This window comes from Pseudomonas sp. zfem005 (assembly GCF_032621735.1).
Classification (GTDB): domain Bacteria; phylum Pseudomonadota; class Gammaproteobacteria; order Pseudomonadales; family Pseudomonadaceae; genus Metapseudomonas; species Metapseudomonas solani.
The window spans coordinates 277783-294349 of the sequence record NZ_JAVYJE010000010.1; the positions used below are offsets into that span (position 1 = coordinate 277783).

The 16567-nt window shown below is 63.1% G+C and carries 18 protein-coding genes; 7 read left to right on the forward strand and 11 right to left on the reverse strand.

Translation table 11 applies throughout. The features are described 5' to 3' along the window. Positions 1 to 8: 8 nt before the first annotated feature. On the reverse strand, positions 9 to 653 hold the full coding sequence (gene crp, locus RTW82_RS23130) for a cAMP-activated global transcriptional regulator CRP (RefSeq protein WP_021221613.1): 645 nt from the start codon (positions 651 to 653) through the stop codon (positions 9 to 11). 237 nt (positions 654 to 890) lie between these two features. Here crp and RTW82_RS23135 point away from each other — a divergent pair, with 237 nt between their 5' ends. Continuing rightward, on the forward strand, positions 891 to 1313 hold the full coding sequence (locus RTW82_RS23135) for an OsmC family protein (protein ID WP_021221614.1): 423 nt from the start codon (positions 891 to 893) through the stop codon (positions 1311 to 1313). A 226-nt stretch (positions 1314 to 1539) separates the two neighbouring features. After that, positions 1540 to 2334 (forward strand): adenosylmethionine decarboxylase, encoded by a 795-nt coding sequence (gene speD, locus RTW82_RS23140; RefSeq protein ID WP_021221615.1) that lies wholly within the window; start codon positions 1540 to 1542, stop codon positions 2332 to 2334. A 120-nt stretch (positions 2335 to 2454) separates the two neighbouring features. On the opposite strand, the gene coq7 is transcribed toward speD, so the two are convergent. From coq7 to RTW82_RS23155, 3 genes are all read right to left on the reverse strand, one after another. Further along, positions 2455 to 3102: a 2-polyprenyl-3-methyl-6-methoxy-1,4-benzoquinone monooxygenase gene (gene coq7 / locus RTW82_RS23145; protein WP_263402869.1), complete on the reverse strand. Its 648-nt coding sequence runs from the start codon at positions 3100 to 3102 to the stop codon at positions 2455 to 2457. A 68-nt stretch (positions 3103 to 3170) separates the two neighbouring features. Next, the gene (locus RTW82_RS23150; RefSeq protein WP_265170384.1) at positions 3171 to 3980 is read right to left on the reverse strand and encodes a formylglycine-generating enzyme family protein; all 810 of its coding nucleotides are present in this window, start codon (positions 3978 to 3980) and stop codon (positions 3171 to 3173) included. Further along, complete coding sequence (locus RTW82_RS23155) at positions 3980 to 4318, reverse strand: histidine triad nucleotide-binding protein (RefSeq protein ID WP_031288529.1); 339 nt, start codon at positions 4316 to 4318, stop codon at positions 3980 to 3982. Before RTW82_RS23155 ends, RTW82_RS23150 begins: the two co-directional genes overlap by 1 nt. An 89-nt stretch (positions 4319 to 4407) precedes the next feature. On the opposite strand from RTW82_RS23155, the gene RTW82_RS23160 reads away from it, so the two are divergent. Then, positions 4408 to 5889: an AAA family ATPase gene (locus RTW82_RS23160; RefSeq protein WP_316926620.1), complete on the forward strand. Its 1482-nt coding sequence runs from the start codon at positions 4408 to 4410 to the stop codon at positions 5887 to 5889. A gap of 45 nt (positions 5890 to 5934) precedes the next feature. On the opposite strand, the gene RTW82_RS23165 is transcribed toward RTW82_RS23160, so the two are convergent. The 5 genes from RTW82_RS23165 to hemJ all read right to left on the reverse strand — a co-directional run bounded on the left by RTW82_RS23165 (position 5935) and on the right by hemJ (position 10670). Further along, the gene (locus RTW82_RS23165) at positions 5935 to 6723 is read right to left on the reverse strand and encodes an SDR family NAD(P)-dependent oxidoreductase (RefSeq protein ID WP_021221620.1); all 789 of its coding nucleotides are present in this window, start codon (positions 6721 to 6723) and stop codon (positions 5935 to 5937) included. Between the two features lie 53 nt (positions 6724 to 6776). After that, positions 6777 to 7895, reverse strand: a complete 1119-nt coding sequence (locus tag RTW82_RS23170; RefSeq protein WP_316926621.1) for a DUF805 domain-containing protein — start codon at positions 7893 to 7895, stop codon at positions 6777 to 6779. Between the two features lie 96 nt (positions 7896 to 7991). Beyond that, entirely contained in the window at positions 7992 to 9254 is a 1263-nt protein-coding gene (locus RTW82_RS23175; RefSeq protein WP_316926622.1) for an alanine racemase, read from the reverse strand. Continuing rightward, positions 9251 to 10213, reverse strand: a complete 963-nt coding sequence (locus RTW82_RS23180; protein ID WP_316926623.1) for a nitronate monooxygenase family protein — start codon at positions 10211 to 10213, stop codon at positions 9251 to 9253. The genes RTW82_RS23175 and RTW82_RS23180 overlap by 4 nt, the downstream gene beginning before the upstream one ends. 31 nt (positions 10214 to 10244) lie before the next feature. After that, positions 10245 to 10670: a protoporphyrinogen oxidase HemJ gene (gene hemJ / locus RTW82_RS23185; RefSeq protein ID WP_021221624.1), complete on the reverse strand. Its 426-nt coding sequence runs from the start codon at positions 10668 to 10670 to the stop codon at positions 10245 to 10247. A gap of 192 nt (positions 10671 to 10862) precedes the next feature. Here hemJ and RTW82_RS23190 point away from each other — a divergent pair, with 192 nt between their 5' ends. The 3 genes from RTW82_RS23190 to erpA all read left to right on the forward strand — a co-directional run bounded on the left by RTW82_RS23190 (position 10863) and on the right by erpA (position 12439). Beyond that, complete coding sequence (locus RTW82_RS23190; RefSeq protein WP_316926624.1) at positions 10863 to 11588, forward strand: DUF6776 family protein; 726 nt, start codon at positions 10863 to 10865, stop codon at positions 11586 to 11588. A 5-nt stretch (positions 11589 to 11593) separates the two neighbouring features. Continuing rightward, positions 11594 to 12007, forward strand: a complete 414-nt coding sequence (locus RTW82_RS23195; protein WP_021221626.1) for a polymer-forming cytoskeletal protein — start codon at positions 11594 to 11596, stop codon at positions 12005 to 12007. 81 nt (positions 12008 to 12088) lie between these two features. After that, positions 12089 to 12439: an iron-sulfur cluster insertion protein ErpA gene (gene erpA / locus RTW82_RS23200; protein ID WP_031288532.1), complete on the forward strand. Its 351-nt coding sequence runs from the start codon at positions 12089 to 12091 to the stop codon at positions 12437 to 12439. Positions 12440 to 12501: 62 nt separating this feature from the next. Here erpA and RTW82_RS23205 read toward each other — a convergent pair whose 3' ends face one another. Both RTW82_RS23205 and RTW82_RS23210 read right to left on the reverse strand, forming a co-directional pair. Further along, positions 12502 to 13593 carry an anhydro-N-acetylmuramic acid kinase gene (locus tag RTW82_RS23205; RefSeq protein ID WP_316926625.1) on the reverse strand — a complete coding sequence of 364 codons (1092 nt, stop codon included), beginning with the start codon at positions 13591 to 13593 and terminating at the stop codon, positions 12502 to 12504. A gap of 4 nt (positions 13594 to 13597) precedes the next feature. Then, the gene (locus tag RTW82_RS23210) at positions 13598 to 15037 is read right to left on the reverse strand and encodes a peptidoglycan DD-metalloendopeptidase family protein (protein WP_184488561.1); all 1440 of its coding nucleotides are present in this window, start codon (positions 15035 to 15037) and stop codon (positions 13598 to 13600) included. A gap of 181 nt (positions 15038 to 15218) precedes the next feature. Between RTW82_RS23210 and tyrS the strand changes: the two genes are divergently transcribed. After that, entirely contained in the window at positions 15219 to 16418 is a 1200-nt protein-coding gene (gene tyrS / locus RTW82_RS23215; protein ID WP_316926626.1) for a tyrosine--tRNA ligase, read from the forward strand. The last annotated feature ends 149 nt before the right edge of the window (positions 16419 to 16567 follow it).

Below are 16567 nucleotides of genomic sequence, written 5' to 3' on the forward strand. Positions count from 1 at the left end.
TGCGCGTCTTAGCGGGTACCGAATACCACCATGGTCTTGCCTTTGACGTGTACCAGGCCCTGTTCCTCCAGGCTCTTGAGTACGCGGCCGACCATTTCACGCGAGCAACCGACGATGCGACCGATCTCCTGACGGGTGATCTTGATCTGCATGCCATCCGGGTGCGTCATGGCGTCGGGTTGCTTGCACAGGTCCAGCAGGGTGCGAGCGACACGACCGGTGACGTCGAGGAATGCCAGGTCGCCGACCTTGCGCGTGGTGTTGCGCAGGCGGTCCGCCATCTGGCTGCCCAGGGCGTAGAGGATCTCCGGATCCTGCTGGGTCAGCTCGCGGAACTTGGCGTAGCTGAGCTCAGCCACTTCGCATTCCGTCTTGGCCCGTACCCAGGCACTGCGTTCCTTCTCGGTACCTTCCTTTTCGAACAACCCCATCTCACCGAAGAAGTCCCCGGAGTTGAGATAGGCGATGATCATTTCGCGGCCGTCGTCATCCTCGATGAGGATGGTGACCGAGCCTTTGATGATGAAGAAGAGCGTCTCGCAGCGGTCGCCCGCATAGATGATGGTGCTCTTTGCCGTATAACGGCGGCGATGACAGTGCGCTAGCAGCTTGTCGAGGTTCTTGATCTTTGGTGTGAGGGTAATAGCTACCATGCCCGAGTCCCGAAATTTTAAAGGTAAGCCTTTGTCCAACAGGCACTTTCTTATTAGTTATCTGGCTAAGTGTGCCAGTTATCCGGCGTCAGCTTAACAGACGGTTCGTGACCGGTGATCCGAATTTGAGACGCAGGTAACAACTGGCGGGGAACTAAACGACCAACGTATGTGACACGCGGCCTTTCCAGGCGCTGTGATAAGCTGGCGACCTTTTTTTCAGCCTGGAGTCTGGCGATGAAAGCGCGTATCCAGTGGGCGGGAGAAGCCCTGTTCGTCGGCGAGTCCGGCAGTGGTCATGCCGTAGTGATGGACGGCCCGCCGGAGAGTGGTGGCCGCAATCTCGGCGTGCGCCCGATGGAGATGCTGCTCATCGGCCTGGGTGGCTGCACCAACTTCGACGTGGTGAGCATCCTCAAGAAGTCCCGCCAGCCGGTGGAGAGCTGCGAGGCCTTCCTCGAGGCCGAGCGCGCTGATGAAGACCCCAAGGTTTTCACCAAGATCCACGTGCACTTCGTGGTCAAGGGCCGTGGCCTGAAGGAGGCGCAGGTCAAGCGCGCCGTCGAGCTCTCCGCCGAGAAGTACTGCTCTGCATCGATCATGCTCGGCCGCGCCGGCGTCGAGATCACCCACGATTACGAAATCGTCGAGCTCGGCTGAGCCACCGACACCCAATCATCACATTCGGGGCGCAGACTCTGGCAGGTGACGCCCGTCATCTGCATAATGCGCCCCCTCGTTTTTCCGGGGCAATCCGCCCCAGAACCGATAACCACAATCGCCATCGCGAAGAGGTGTAAACCGTCCTACGCAGAAGTCACTGTGCGCTTCTGACGGGCATGCTCAACCACGCGGCAGGGCCGCAATGAACAGAGAGTTCCCAACGGTGAAAAGCAAACTCAAGCTCCACGGGTTCAATAACCTGACGAAGACCTTGAGCTTCAACATCTATGACATCTGCTATGCAGAGACCCCCGAGGACCAGCAGGCCTACGTCGAGTACATCAATGAAGAGTACGACGCCGAACGCCTGACCCAGATCCTCACCGACGTGGTCGACATCATAGGTGCGAACATCCTCAACATTGCCCGCCAGGATTACGATCCCCAGGGCGCCAGCGTGACCATCCTCATTTCCGAGCAGCCGGTGACCCCCACCGACAGCCAGATCGAGGAATCCCCCGGTCCGTTGCCCGAGACCATCCTGGCCCACCTGGACAAGAGCCACATCACCGTTCACACCTACCCGGAGATCCATCCGGTGTCGGGGATCGCGACCTTCCGCGTGGACATCGACGTTTCCACCTGCGGTGTGATTTCGCCCCTGAAGGCGCTCAATTACCTGATCCACCAGTTCGACTCGGACATCGTCACCGTCGACTATCGCGTGCGTGGCTTCACCCGCGATGTGGAAGGCAAGAAGCACTTCATCGACCACGAGATCAACTCGATCCAGAACTACCTCTCCGACGATACCCAGGACGCGTACCAGATGACGGACGTGAACGTGTACCAGGAGAACCTGTTCCACACCAAGATGCTGTTGAAGAACTTCGACCTGGACAACTACCTGTTCGGCGACGCGACCTCCAACCTGACCGCTGAGCAGCGCAAGCAGGTCGAAGAGCGTGTTCGGCACGAGATGCTGGAGATCTTCTACGCGCGCAATATGCCGCGCTGACGCGCGGGGGCTGCCAGCTCGAAGCTGCAAGCCGCACGTGAAAAGCACAAAGGGCGCCTCGGCGCCCTTTGTCGTTCTTGCGGTTTGCTTGCCGCTTGAAACGTGCAGCTTGCCGCTGCGTTAGACCCTATAAGTGCTCTTGGTCATCACCTTGGAGAGCAGGGTCATGCCGAACTTCACCGGCGCCGGGAAGCGCAGGCCGCCGGCGTCCAGCGCGGTGGTGGCGTGCTGCTCCTCGTCGGTGCGCATCTGTTCGAGGATGGCGCGGGACTTTGCGTCGTCGGCAGGGATCTGCTGCAGGTGGTCGTCCAGGTGCTTGCAGACCTGGTCCTCGGTGGCAGCGACGAAGCCGAGGCTGACCTTGTCGCTGATCAGGCCGGCGACGGCACCGACGCCGAAGGACAGGCCATAGAACAGCGGGTTGAGCACGCTGGGGCGGCCGCCCAGTTCGCGGATGCGCTGCTCGCACCAGGCGAGGTGATCGATTTCCTCTTCGGCGGCATGCTCCATGGCCTTGCGCACTTCCGGCAGCTTGGCGGTCAGCGCCTGCCCCTGGTACAGCGCCTGGGCGCAGACCTCGCCGGTGTGGTTGATGCGCATCAGGCCAGTGACATGGCGGCTGTCCGCCTCGCTCATGGGCGCCTCGTCCTGCAGGTTCGCCGGGTTGGGGCGATAGGGCTGGCCCTTGAACGGCAGCAGGGTCTTGAGCGCGGCATCGGCCTGGAGCAGGAAGCGGTCAACGGGGGAGTACTGGCGTTCGGTGGCCATGGGGCACCTCCGGTAGGCAAGAATGCCGGGCAGTTTAACCCATCGGGCCTGCCCGGGTTTGACTGGGATCAGTCCAGTTCGCGCAGTACCCGGAAGCCCAGTGCGTAGTCATCGTGCCCCGGCTGCTTGAGATCGCGCAGGCTGGTGCGCAGGTACGCTGGCCCGCTGTTCCAGGCACCGCCACGGACCACGCGGGGGCTGCGATCCAGCAAGGCTGCGGCTTGCGCCTCGCTGCCGTCGAAGGGGGCAGCGAAGCGCGAGGCGGTCCATTCCCAGACGTTGCCGGCGGTGTCGTGCAGGCCGAAGGCATTGGCCGGGTACTGGCCGACCTGCGCGGTTTTGCCGCGGATCGAATTGGGTGTGCCGCAGCCCCGGCAATGGGCCCGTGGCGCGCTCTCGCTACTGTCCAGTTCGTCGCCCCACCCGTAGTAGCCTGCACCACCGGCCCGTGCGGCGTATTCCCATTCCGCCTCGGTGGGCAGCCGGTAGCGCTGGCCGGTGACGCTGCTCAGCCAGTCGCAATAGGCGCGGGCGTCGAACCAGCTCACATGGATCACCGGGCGCTGCCCGGAGAGGCCCCAGCCTTCGTTGTCGGGCATCGGTTTGCCGGTGGCACTGGCGTAGCGCTGCCAGTCATCGAAGGTCAGCTCGAAGCGGCCGATGGCGAAGGGCTTGTCGATGGTCACGCGGTGGGTGGGGCGCTCGTTGTCGTTGCCGCGCCCGGTGGCATCGCCCATGAGGAATTCGCCGGCAGGGACGATCACCAGTTCCGGGCCCTGGGCGCCGTCCGGCAGGCTGTCGCGCAGGCGCTCGCCGGCCTGTTGGGCCAGGGCGGCGAGTGGTAGCAGCGAGAGGGCGAGGAGTAGCGTGCGGCGCATCAGCCCGGCGGCCAGTGCAGCTGGCGCTGCCCGAGCACGTGCATATGGATGTGATAGACGGTCTGGCCGCCCAGTTCGTTGCAGTTCATCACCACGCGGAAGCCTTCGTCACAGCCCTGCTCCTTGGCCAGGCGCTGGGCAGTGTGGACGATATGCCCGGTCAGCGTCTTGTCGTCCTCGGTGAGGTCGTTGAGGGTGTTGATGTGCTTTTTCGGGATCACCAGGAAGTGCACCGGGGCTTGTGGCGCGATGTCGTGGAAGGCGATCACGTGATCGTCTTCATAGAGCTTGCGTGCAGGAATATCCCCGGCGACGATTTTGCAGAACAGACAGTCCACGGACATTCTCCGGCCTGTTATAAGAAGCCCCCGAGTTTAGCGGCGCGTGATTATCCCGGCCAGCCCGCCTGGCCGCACAAGGAGCCTGTGTGAAGAACGACATCCACGATCTGGGGCTGGTGCTGGACTCCAAGGTCAAACTCATCGTCATCGAGTCCTGGGACGAGCAGCGCGTGCTGGAAACTCTGACCACCCTGGCGGTGAAGCGCGGGCTGGGCCTGTTCACCTGGGCGGTGACCGAAGGCCTGCAGCGCCTTGGCTTTGGTGGCGACCCCGTGGGCGAGGGGGCCAGTACCGATGCCGAGGCAGCGCTGCGGCTGATCAAGGCCGATCCGCAGCCCAACCTCTATGTGATGTGCGACCTGCATCCCTTCTTCGACGACAACCCCAAGCTGGTGCGCCTGCTCAAGGAAGTCGCCATGGCCGAGGCGATCCACAAGCCGACCCTGGTGCTGGTTTCCCACGCAATGAAGCTGCCGGCCGAGGTACAGCGCTACAGCGCCCGCTTCAGCCTGGCGCTGCCAAACGAGGATGAGCTGTTGGCCATCGTTCGCGAGGAGGCCACGCGCTGGAGCGAGCGCAACCGTGGCGCCCGGGTGCGCACCGACAACCGCACCCTGCAGCAGGTGGTGAAGAACCTGCGTGGCCTCAGTCACGGTGAGGCGCGCTCGCTGGCGCGCAATGTGATCTGCGACGACGGCGCCATCACTCAGGAAGATCTGCCGGAGCTGAACAAGACCAAGTTCCAGCTGCTGGACCTTGAAGGCGTGCTCAGCTTCGAATACGACACCGCGCGCTTCGCCGATGTCGGCGGCCTGGCCAACCTCAAGCGCTGGCTGGGTGAGCGCCAGAGCGCGTTCATGGAGGCCAAGCCGGCGTCCATGCCCAAGGGCATGTTGCTGGTGGGCGTGCAGGGCGGCGGCAAGAGCCTGGCGGCCAAGGCGGTGGCAGGGCTCTGGGGGCTGCCGTTGCTGCGCCTGGACTTCGCCTGCCTGTACAACAAGTTCTTCGGCGAGACCGAGCGCAACCTGCGTGATGCGCTCAAGCTGGCCGAGCAGATGGCGCCCTGCGTGCTGTGGATGGATGAGCTGGAGAAGGGCCTGGCCAGCGGCGACCAGGACGGCGGCGTGAGCCAGCGCGTGCTGGGTACGTTGCTGACCTGGATGTCGGAGCGCAAGGCGCCGGTGTTCATGGTGGCCACCGCCAACGCCATTCACCGTTTGCCGCCGGAGCTGGTGCGCAAGGGGCGTTTCGACGAGCTGTTCTTCGTTGATCTGCCGGGTAGCGAGGTGCGGGCAGAAATCTTCCGCATCCATCTGTCCCGTCGCGATATCGACCCGGCGCAGTTCGATCTGCCGATCCTGGCGGCGTCCAGCTATGGTTTCTCCGGCGCCGAGATCGAGCAGGCCGTGGTAGGGATGCTCTATGCCGCGCAGGCTGCCCAGGCCAGCGTGAGCCAGGCGCTGCTGTTGCAGCAGTTGTTGAGTACGGCACCGCTGTCGGTGGTGATGGCCGAGGAGCAGGCCAAGCTGCGGGCTTGGGCCGACGGGCGCTGCGTGAAGGCTGACTGAAACGGCTGGAGAGAAGAAAGGCGCCTTGCGGCGCCTTTTTGTTTTCTATTTCGGTAGATAGGCCTTGTTGATCCGCCCGGCCAGGCGCCGGACCAGCCAGCGCGGCGACAGGCGCGGGCTCATCGCCAGCAGGCGGTTGCGCCAGCCGGGGATGATGATGGCGCGGTTCTTCTCCAGCGCTTTCACTGTGATCAGCGCCACTTCTTCGGCGCTCATCATCAGCTTGCTGCCTTCCAGTTTCTCGCCGGCCATCCGTGCGCCGCGGAAGAAGGCGGTGCGGGTAGGGCCGGGGCAAAGCACCGAGACGCCGACGCCATGGACCTTCAGCTCTTCGCGCAGCCCTTCGGAGAAGTGCAGTACGTAGGCCTTGCTGGCGTAGTAGTTGCTCATCCAGGGGCCGGGCTGGAAGCCGGCTACCGACGCGACGTTGAGAATCTGCCCGGTACCACGGCTGGCCATGGCGCCGCCGATCTCGTGGCAGAGGCGGGCGAGGGCGAGGACGTTGAGTTCGATCAGTTCCTGTTCGCGGCTCCAGTCCTGTTCGACATAGAGGCCGGAGGTGCCGATGCCGGCGTTGTTCACCAGCAGGTCGATTTCCCGCTCACCCTGGTTGAGCTCGTGGAGCAGGCCTGAAAGCTGCAGCGGTTCGGCGAGGTCACAGGTGCGGTAGAGCACTTCGACGCCGAAGCGCTGGGTCAGCTCGTAGGCGATGCTTTCCAGCGCGTCACGTTGCCGGGCCACCAGGATCAGGTGGCGACCCCGCCGGGCCAGGGCTTCCGCCAGGGCCAGGCCGAGCCCGCTGGAGGCGCCGGTAATCAGGGCAAAACGAGGCATCGGGAATCTCCGTGTCGGGGCCGGGTTGGACAACGTCAGCCCCGGGAGGTTGCTCAGTTGGACTCGTTCTCTTCCTGTTCGGCGGCCGCGTCGCCTTCGTCCATCGACTCGTCCGGCTCTGCATAGGGCGCGGCTTCGTCGGTCGGTTCGGCATAGTCGGCGCTATCGCCATCGGCCGGCATCTCGTAGTTACTCATCTCGGAGCGCTCCACGTAGTCCTGGTAGGCCGGGATGCTGATGGCGGCGAGGATGCCGAAGACCACCGGGATGATCAGCCACATCCAGGCCAGGACCTTGACGGCAGTGGTGTTCGGCGGCGGCGGTGCACCAAAGCGGTTGGCGCCGGTGGTGCCGGGGATGAACAGCAGCAGCAGGGGGAAGACGCTGCCGACGATGGGCACGAAGTTCAGCAGGTAGAGCCAGCCCGACCAGCCGATGTCGTGCAGGCGCTGGACGCTGATCTGCACGCTGACGACGATGGCGGCGATACCCAGCACGGTGGCGATGAGGCCGCCGACGACCGGGTGGATGGCGAAGCCGATGCCGGCGCCGACGCCAAGCACGACCAGCAGCGCGATCATGAACACGAAGGACCAGGCCAGGTAGCGCACGCGGCCGATACGACCGGTGATGCCGAAGGGGCGCAGCTCGCAGTATTGGGGCAGCGCCTCGCCGACCTGGGCCTGCGGGGTGGCGTAAGGCGAGGCGCCCGGTGCCACGGCCGACGATGCGACGGCGGGAGCGGCTTCAGCCAGTTGTGCCTGACGGGCGAGGAATTTCTCGATGATGATGCCGCACGCCTGGCACTCGCCGGACTTGGCCTGCTCGTGGCCACACTTGGGGCAGGTCATGGTGCCGGTGTCCTGCTCGCTTTCTACTGCGGCGAGGGTTTCCGGGTTCGGGTGGTCTTCGGTTTCCACCAGGCTGAAGCCGGCGGCGAGGTCCTGTTCCTTGCGTACCTGAGCACCGGCCCGCTGCAGGGCGGCCAGGTATTTGTCTGCCTCGACTTCTTCGAGGTCACGCTTCAGCGCCACGGGGCGCCCGCCGAACAGGCTGTCGATCTTGCTGGCATCGCTCTTGAACAGCTTGGCCAGGTTCTCCTTGACAGTTTCCAATGCCGCACCGGGCATCAGTTCTCCTTCGAAGACGATCTTGTAGCGGGCATCGGACATGCGGGCATCCTTGTCAGCGGCTGGTTAGGGATGGCACAGCGTAATGGTGGCGCACCCTGCGGCACAAGCGGGCTGCCGCACAAAAAACAGAGCTGGTCAGGCGGCTGGCTGCGGCTTCCAGGTGCCGACGAGGCGGCCGTGGCGGAGCAGGCGCAGTTGGCCGAAGTCGCTGAACAGCCCTTCGGACAGGAGAGGCCGCAGGAACACCCAGTCGTCGACGCCGAGCCCGGTCGTTGCCGAGCCGATCAGGCGCTCCTGGTTGGGGCTGCGCCCGTAGATGCCGTCATAGGCCAGGCCTGCGGGGGATGCGGGGTCGGCGGGCCAGCCTCCGCCATAGAGGTAGTAGGCTTTCTGCCGGTTGGGATTCCAGGCTTCGAGCGCGCCCTGGGCCTGTTGCAGGTAGGGGAGGGGGCCGCGTTGAACCTTGAGTACCGGTGTGGCGATCCACATCGCGCTCTGGTGGCTGGCCAGGAGGGGCGTGTCGAACTCGGCGGGCTTGAGCAGGGCCGAGCCGACGGCGACTTCGTTCAGCGGTGTCGGCCCCTTGGCGTGCAGGGGATAGGTGAGACTGCCAGCGCCATTGAGCAGGGGTTGCCTGGGCCAGATGGCGGGGAAGGCGCCTGCGGCATCGATGAAGGCCGTGTATCGCTCGTTGGCGGCAGTAAAGGCTTGCTGGCTGTCGCTCCAGAACGGTGCGTGGGCGACCTGGGCGTCGTAGCCCATCAGCCCGCGCAGTTGCAGCAGCGTGCTGTTGTCGGCGAGCAGTCGCAGCGTCTGCGCTAGGTTGGCAGCGTCCGGGTGGCCGCCGCGTTGCAGGCCGATATCGATCTCCAGGGCGATGCTCATGGGCTTCTGCAGGGCCTTGGCGAGCTCGAGGTACTGGACGAGGCGCTGCGGGCTGTCGATCAGCCAGGTGAGCTGGCGTGTAGGGTCGAAGCCCAGGCCATTGGGCAACTGCTGGTAGAAGGCGAGGGCGGCCGCTACCGGCAGCGGCTTGCCCAGCAGCAGGTCGGCGTCGGGGAAGGCCTGTGCCAACTGGTTGGCCTGGGGCTGGTGGAAGACCATGAAGCGGCGCGTAGTCAGGCGTTTGGCGAGGTAGTCCAGCAGGCCATTGGAAGCCAGGGACTTGGCCACCAGGCGCAGGGGCAGTTTGCCCAGGCGCTGGGCGAGCAGGTCGGCATTGGCGTCCAGCCGGTCGAGGTCGATGACCAGCTGCGGCACGCCGCCGCCTTCCTGCTTCAACAGGCTCTGCAGGTCGGCGAAGTAGGCTGTGTGTGGGCGCCCCTGTTCACCAGGGCGAACAGCCCAGAGCCCGAGCGCCCCGAGTGCGCCCAGGCCGAGCAGGTGGCGGCGTTTCAACGGGGCCAGCGCTGGCCGAGTTGGTTGGCGCTCTGGAGGGCGGCGCGGTACTCGTTATCCAGGCGCTTCACCAGTTCTTCCACCGTGGGCAGGTCGCTGATGTCGCCCACGCCCTGGCCGGCGGACCAGACGGTCTTCCAGGCCTTGGCTTCTTCACTGATGGGCTTGAGCTTTTCGCCGTAGTTGATGTCGGCCTTGTCGGTAAGGCGCTTGAGGTCGTAGCCGGCGGCTTCGAGGCTCTGGCGCATGAAGCTGGCCGGTACGCCGGAGACGGCCGGCGTGTGGACGATATCGGCGGCCTTGGCGTCGAGGATCATCTGCTTGTAGGGGGCGTCGGCGTTGCTCTGGCGGGTGGCGATGAAGCGGGTGCCGAGGTAGGCGAGGTCGGCACCGAGCATCTGTGCGGCGAGTATCTCGTGGCCGTGGTTGAGGCAGCCGGCCAGCAGCAGGGTCTTGTCGAAGAACTGGCGGATTTCGGCGACCAGGGCGAAGGGGCTCCAGGTGCCGGCATGGCCACCGGCTCCGGCGGCCACCGCGATCAGTCCATCGACACCGGCTTCGGCGGCCTTTTCGGCATGGCGGCGGGTGGTGACGTCATGGAAAACCAGCCCACCGTAGCTGTGCACCGCGTCGACCACTTCCTTCACTGCACCCAGGCTGGTGATGACGATGGGCACCTGCTTTTCGACGCAGATGGCCAGGTCCGCCTGCAGCCTGGGGTTGCTGTTATGGACGATGAGGTTGACCGCATAGGGAGCGGCGTCCGCCGTCAGGCCCACCTCGATCTCGTCGAGCCAGGCGCGGAAGCCGGCACTTTCACGCTGGTTGAGGGCGGGGAAGCTGCCGACGATGCCCGCATTGCTGCAGGCCAGGACCAGTTCCGGGGTCGAAACCAGGAACATGGGCGCTGCGACGACGGGCAGGCGCAGGCGTTGTTCAAGCAGGGCGGGCAGTGACATCGGGCATTCCTCTCTATCGGTCATTCGTGAGTCAGAAGGGTTTGATCACCACCAGGATGACGATGGCGAGCAGGAACAGGACCGGGACTTCGTTGAACCAGCGGTAGAACACATGGCTGCGGCCGTTCTCGCCGCGGGCGAAGCGTTTGAGCATGGCGCCGCAGACGTGGTGGTAGCCGATCAGCAGGAACACCAGGGTGAGCTTGGCGTGTAGCCAGCCCTGTTTGAACCAGGCCGGGTTGAGGTAGAGCATGCCGGCGCCGAGCAGCAGGGTGAGGACCATGGAGGGCTGCATGATGCCGCGATAGAGCTTGCGCTCCATGATGCTGAAGCGTTCGCGGCTGGGCGCGTCTTCGGCCGAGGCGTGATAGACGAACAGGCGTGGCAGGTAGAAGAGACCGGCGAACCAGCATACGACGGCGATGATGTGGAAGGCCTTGAGCCAGAGGTAGAGCATCGGATGTTCCCTGATGTGAGGTGGGTCCGATAGTAGAGGCTCCGGCGGTCACGCGTCACCTCGACGGTTGGCCCTTGGCCGATGCGGCTTTATCATCGGCGGCTTTCCAGTGGGTAGGGTGCGGTCGATGTTCAAGCTAGCTACGAGGGATGGCGTTCTGCCTCTCCGGTCGCACCGCGCCGGGCGTCACTGATGTCGCGCTGGGAGGTTCGCATCAGCGACCCGCGCCGTGAGCGGCTGGTGCGCTGGTTGGTACTGGTTCTGTTGCTGGCGCTGCCGGTGGCGTTCTTCGCCGGTGGCTGGTTGCGAGCCGAAGGCATGGCGGATGCCGTGGCGGAGCGCGACAGCCTGCGCGTGCAGCTGGATGAACGTACCCGGGCACTCGAACAGTTGCAGCAGCGCCAGGCGGTACTGGTAAGCGGTGAGCGACTGGGGCTCCAGGCCAACGAGCAGAGCCGCCAGACCATCAAGATGATGGAAGAGCAGGTTTTCAAGCTGCAGCAGGAGCTGGCGTTCTACCGCGGAGTGCTGGCACCGGACAGCCGCCGTGAGGGATTGCGCATCCGCGCTTTCGAGTTGCATGGCACGGACCAGCCACAGCGTTTCCGTTTCCGGCTGATGCTCAGTCGGGTCGGCAAGGATGATCAGCCGATCAAGGGCACGCTGCGTGTGCGAGTGATCGGCCGCCAGGATGGCAAGGAGGCGAGCCTTGAGCTGGCGACGCTTTCCCGCGAGATGACGCAGCAGGATGTTGTGTTTTCCTTCAAGCACTTCCAGGCGATTCCCGAAGCGGGACGTTTCGCCGAGCTGGAGCTGCCGGAAGGCTTCAGTCCCCGTCAGGTAAAGGTGCGCGCGCAAGTGGACGGCCAGCAGAAACCGCTGGAGCGCACATTCGAGTGGATTGACGAGGAGTCATGACGAGCATGTTCAACAAACAGAAACCCAAGGCCGATCTGCAGCGCTTCAGCGGCAAGACCAGCATCATCGCTATCGGCGCGGAACTGGAGGGCGATCTGCGCTTCCAGGGCGCGGTGCAGGTGGACGGTCGCCTCAAGGGCAACCTCAATGCCAGCGAAGGGCTGGTCAGGGTCAGCGTCGAAGGCCTGGTGGAGGGCGAGATTCGCGCACCTCACGTGATCATCGACGGTGAAGTGGTCGGTGATGTATTCGCTTCCGAGCACCTGGAGCTGGGTGCCAAGGCACGGGTACGCGGCAACCTCTATTACGGGCTCATGGAAATGGCCATGGGGGCGCAGATAGAAGGGCGCCTCGGGCATATCAAGGAGGCGCAACGCCTGTTGGAGGCGCCAGCCGGTCCGGAAAGCCAGGACGCTTAATAGTTGACCAGTTTTCTAGGGTAAGCGGATAATGCGTGGCCACAGCGCAGTAAGGCGGCGTCAAGCCGGGAGAGTTACAGCATGAGTGTCGAATCCTTCACCCCCACAGCCCTGATGTTTACGCATGGAGCGGCAAACAAGGTGAAGAACCTGATCGATGAGGAAGGCAATCCGCGGCTCAAGCTGCGCGTCTTCGTCACGGGCGGTGGCTGTTCGGGCTTCCAGTACGGTTTCACGTTCGATGAAGACGTCGCTGACGATGACACCATTGTCGAGCGCGATGGCGTGAGCCTGGTGGTCGATCCCATGAGCTTCCAGTACCTGGCCGGTGCGGAAGTGGATTACCAGGAAGGTCTCGAAGGCTCGCGCTTCGTGATCAAGAACCCGAATGCCGCCACTACCTGCGGCTGCGGTTCGTCCTTCTCGATCTGATCATCCTTCGCTGATACCGAAACGCCGTGCTTATGCACGGCGTTTTCGTTTGTGCCGTTTGGTCAGGCGGGGTAGATGGCGCCGAGGATGCGCAGGCCTTTGGCGCCGGTCACGCTCGGGCGGTTGGTAGGGATGCCTTCGAGGCAGCAATGGGCCAGCCAGGCAAAGGCCATGGCTTCGACCCAGTCTGCCGGTACGCCTCGGCTGTCGGTGCTGCTGACCTGGGTGCCGGGCAGCAGCTCGGCGAGGCGTTGCATCAAGGTGCCATTGTGGGCGCCACCGCCGCAGACCAGCAGATCGCGGGTTTCCGCTTGGGATGCCATGAGTGCGTCTGCCATGGTGCGAGCGCTGAGCTCAAGAAGGGTGGCTTGCACGTCCTCTGCCTTAAAGGCGGGGAGCTTGGCCAGCTGCGTTTGCAGCCAAGGTAGGTTGAACAGTTCCCGGCCAGTGCTCTTGGGGCCGCGCGTGCTGAAAAAATCGTCTTCCAGCAGCGTGCTCAGCAACTGCGGCTGGACCTGGCCACTGGCTGCCCAGGCGCCATCACGGTCGTAGTTCTGGCCGAGGTTGAGCTGGATCCAGGCATCCATGAGTACGTTGCCGGGTCCGCAATCGAAACCACGCACCTGCTGGTTGGGTTCGATCAGGCTGAGGTTGCTGAACCCACCGATGTTGAGCACGGCGCGGTTGCCTCTGTCATTGTCGAAGAGCGCCTCGTGGAAGGCTGGCACCAGGGGCGCACCCTGGCCGCCGGCAGCAACGTCGCGGCGCCGGAAGTCACCGACCACCGTGATGCCGGTGAGCTCGGCCAGCAGGGCGCAGTTGCCGATCTGGATGGTGAAGCCGCGCGCCGGTTCGTGGCGCACGGTTTGGCCATGGCTGCCGATTGCGCGGATATCTGCGGCTGTGAGGCCTTCTTCACGAAGCAGTTGGGCGATCCCCGAGGCGGCCAGTTCGACCCAGCGTTGTTCGGCCAAGGCCGCGCGTGCGAGTTCGTCTTCGCCTGGTGAACATAGCGAGAGCAACTCCTGGCGGAGTGTGTCGGGCATGGGGATGTAGTGCGAGGCGATCAGGCGGATGTGTTCGCCTTGGTCGATCAGGGCGATGTCCAGCCCATCCAGGCTGGTTCCGGACATCACTCCGAGGTAGCGCGGCATCGAATCAGCGCTTGTTCTGCGCGAGCATGGTGGCCTTTTCCTGGTCCATGCGTGCCATCAGCGGCTTGCTCATCTGCAGGAAGCGCTTCTTCTCTGCAGCGGCGAGCGGGTCAGCCATGGGCAGCTTCACGCCGAGCGGGTCGACGTGTTGGCCGTTCACCTGGAACTCATAGTGCAGGTGCGGGCCGGTGGAGAGACCCGTGGTACCGATGTAGCCAATGATCTGACCTTGCTTGACGGTGCCGCCGGTCTTGATGCCTTTGGCGAAACCCTGCATGTGGCCATAGAGCGTCCGGTACTTGCCGCTGTGCTGGATGATCACTGCGTTGCCGTAGCCACCGCGACGCCCGGCCAGGAAGATCTTGCCGTCACCGGTTGCCTTGATCGGCGTGCCGCGAGGCGCTGCGTAGTCGACGCCCTTGTGCGCGCGGATCTTGTTGAGGATCGGATGGCGACGGCCGAGCGAGAAGCGCGAGCTGATGCGTGCGAAGTCCACCGGGGTACGGATGAAGGCCTTGCGCATGCTGGTGCCGTCATCGCGGAAGTAGCTGGCAATGCCCTGGTTGTTGGTGAAGCGCACGGCACTGTAGGTCTTACCGCGGTTGGTGAAGCGAGCGGCGAGGATGTTGCCGGTGCCCACCTGCTTGCCGTTCACCGACTTCTCTTCATAGATGACTTCGAATTCGTCGCCTTCACGGATGTCGAGGGCGAAGTCGATGTCGTAATCGAAGATATTGGCCAGGTCCATGGTCAGGTTGTGAGACATGCCGGCGCGCTTGGCCGAGAGGAACAGGGAGCTATCGATCACGCCATGGGCATAGGCGGTATGGATGTCCGGCTTGGCCAGGTCTCGCTTGAAGTCATAGCCCTTGTCGGTCTTGGACAGGGTGACGGTCTCGAGGTCGCTGAGCTTGGAGTGCAGGCTCTGCAGTTCACCCTCGGGGCTCAGGCGGAATTCGAAGGCCTGGCCGATCTTCAGGCGACTGAGGTCTTTGGCGTCCTTGCTGCTGTTGAGCACATCGTGCAGTACGGTGGCGGACAGGCCGACCTTGCTGAACAGCGTTGACAGGGTATCGCCGTTGCCTACGGTGACCGTATGCAAGCCGGGATCTTTCGGAGGTTCGCTGGAGGCAAGCTCGCTTTGGGTCTGTTCGTCCTTGTTCGCGTCTTTGTCGGCGCTGTTCTGGTTGTCTGCAGGGCGCTCGATGTTAGCGAATGGCGAGCTGCCCTCTTCCCCGATGACTGCGTCTGATCGGAGGTCGTCCTTTTCCTGGATGAGGGCTTCTGAGCCGTTCTCCATTTCCAGGTTGATGTAGGTCTTCTTCGCCTCGACCTCGCGAGACGGGAACACCAGCAAAGCCAGGCTGAGCAGCGCAGCTACACCGCTTGCGGCCAGCAAATGGCTTTTCGGGTAGCGCGGCGCTTTAGGAACAATATGCGTCATGGCGAGTGGTGTTTTTTAGAATGTGAACTAACTGCCTAAAATATAACCAAAATCCGGTGTAGGCAACCTCAAGATCCTGCCTTCCGCCGGTTGGTACCGCCCCGGGCGCAAAACTTGTAATTAGTCAGCGATCTTGTATGTTTGGTTCCCTTTCGGTTTCTCTAGTGTGTACGGGGCTGTCATGAAGTCGGTTGAAGAGCAGCTGGCGCTTATCAAGCGCGGCGCGGAAGAGGTTCTGGTCGAGTCCGAGCTGGTTGAAAAGCTCAAGCGGGGGCAGCCCCTTCGTATCAAGGCGGGGTTCGATCCGACCGCGCCCGATCTGCACCTCGGTCATACCGTCCTTATTAATAAGCTGCGTCAGTTCCAGGAGCTGGGCCATCAGGTCATCTTCCTTATAGGTGACTTCACCGGGATGATCGGTGACCCCAGCGGCAAAAGCGCCACTCGCCCGCCTTTGACCCGCGAGCAGGTCCTGGACAACGCCGAGACCTACAAGACCCAGGTTTTCAAGATTCTTGATCCGGCGAAGACCGAGGTTGCGTTCAACTCTACCTGGATGGACCAGTTGAGTTCTGCGGATTTCATTCGCCTGTCTTCGCAGTACACCGTCGCTCGTATGCTGGAGCGCGATGACTTCGACAAGCGCTACACCACCAATCAGCCCATCGCTATCCATGAGTTCCTCTATCCGCTGGTTCAAGGGTACGACTCGGTGGCCTTGCGTGCGGACGTGGAGCTTGGGGGGACTGACCAGAAGTTCAACCTGCTGATGGGGCGTGAACTGCAGCGTGCTTATGGGCAGGAGTCTCAGTGCATCGTCACCATGCCGCTGCTCGAGGGCTTGGATGGCGTGAAGAAGATGTCCAAGTCCCTGGGTAACTATGTGGGTATCCAGGAAGCGCCGGGCGTTATGTACAGCAAGCTCGTTTCCATTCCTGATGTGCTCATGTGGCGTTACTTCGAGCTGCTCAGCTTCCGCTCCATGGAGGAGATCGAGCAGTTCCGTCGTGATGTTGAACAGGGCGCCAATCCGCGTGACATCAAGATCAAGTTGGCCGAAGAGATCGTCGCTCGTTTCCATGGCGAGGAAGCTGCTGCTTCTGCTCATCGTTCTGCGGGGAACCGTATGAAGGAAGGCGAGCTGCCGGAAGACCTGCCGGAGATCGAGCTGCTATCTATAGAGGACATGCCCATTGCATCCGTCCTTAATAAGGCAGGGCTGGTGAAGAACGCTGCTGTCGCTCGTGATCTGCTCGGTTCGGGTGGTGTGCGTGTTGATGGCGTCGTTGTGGATCGCGGCTTCATCTTCAAGCTCGGTGCCGTGCATGTCTGTCAGGCTGGCAAGAAGGCGTTTGCGCGCATCTCGTTGAAGGCTGAATGATTTTTTCAATAAAGTGTTGACGTGCCGTTTCTGATCCCTATAATGCGCACCACTTCCACAGCAGAAGCCAAGAAAAACCTCTTGTAAATCAAAAGGTTAAGTAATGGTAGAGTGATTTGATCTAGGTCGAATCGATGCAGTGGAGGGGT

What these genes read in the sequence shown, in the direction of transcription:
- crp (WP_021221613.1), bottom strand. Translation starts at nt 653, where the DNA reads ATGGTAGCTATTACCCTCACACCAAAGATCAAGAACCTCGACAAGCTG.
- RTW82_RS23135 (WP_021221614.1), top strand. Translation starts at nt 891, where the DNA reads ATGAAAGCGCGTATCCAGTGGGCGGGAGAAGCCCTGTTCGTCGGCGAG.
- coq7 (WP_263402869.1), bottom strand. Translation starts at nt 3,102, where the DNA reads ATGGCCACCGAACGCCAGTACTCCCCCGTTGACCGCTTCCTGCTCCAG.
- RTW82_RS23150 (WP_265170384.1), bottom strand. Translation starts at nt 3,980, where the DNA reads ATGCGCCGCACGCTACTCCTCGCCCTCTCGCTGCTACCACTCGCCGCC.
- RTW82_RS23165 (WP_021221620.1), bottom strand. Translation starts at nt 6,723, where the DNA reads ATGCCTCGTTTTGCCCTGATTACCGGCGCCTCCAGCGGGCTCGGCCTG.
- RTW82_RS23170 (WP_316926621.1), bottom strand. Translation starts at nt 7,895, where the DNA reads ATGTCCGATGCCCGCTACAAGATCGTCTTCGAAGGAGAACTGATGCCC.
- RTW82_RS23180 (WP_316926623.1), bottom strand. Translation starts at nt 10,213, where the DNA reads ATGTCACTGCCCGCCCTGCTTGAACAACGCCTGCGCCTGCCCGTCGTC.
- hemJ (WP_021221624.1), bottom strand. Translation starts at nt 10,670, where the DNA reads ATGCTCTACCTCTGGCTCAAGGCCTTCCACATCATCGCCGTCGTATGC.
- RTW82_RS23190 (WP_316926624.1), top strand. Translation starts at nt 10,863, where the DNA reads ATGTCGCGCTGGGAGGTTCGCATCAGCGACCCGCGCCGTGAGCGGCTG.
- RTW82_RS23195 (WP_021221626.1), top strand. Translation starts at nt 11,594, where the DNA reads ATGTTCAACAAACAGAAACCCAAGGCCGATCTGCAGCGCTTCAGCGGC.
- erpA (WP_031288532.1), top strand. Translation starts at nt 12,089, where the DNA reads ATGAGTGTCGAATCCTTCACCCCCACAGCCCTGATGTTTACGCATGGA.
- RTW82_RS23205 (WP_316926625.1), bottom strand. Translation starts at nt 13,593, where the DNA reads ATGCCGCGCTACCTCGGAGTGATGTCCGGAACCAGCCTGGATGGGCTG.
- RTW82_RS23210 (WP_184488561.1), bottom strand. Translation starts at nt 15,037, where the DNA reads ATGACGCATATTGTTCCTAAAGCGCCGCGCTACCCGAAAAGCCATTTG.
- tyrS (WP_316926626.1), top strand. Translation starts at nt 15,219, where the DNA reads ATGAAGTCGGTTGAAGAGCAGCTGGCGCTTATCAAGCGCGGCGCGGAA.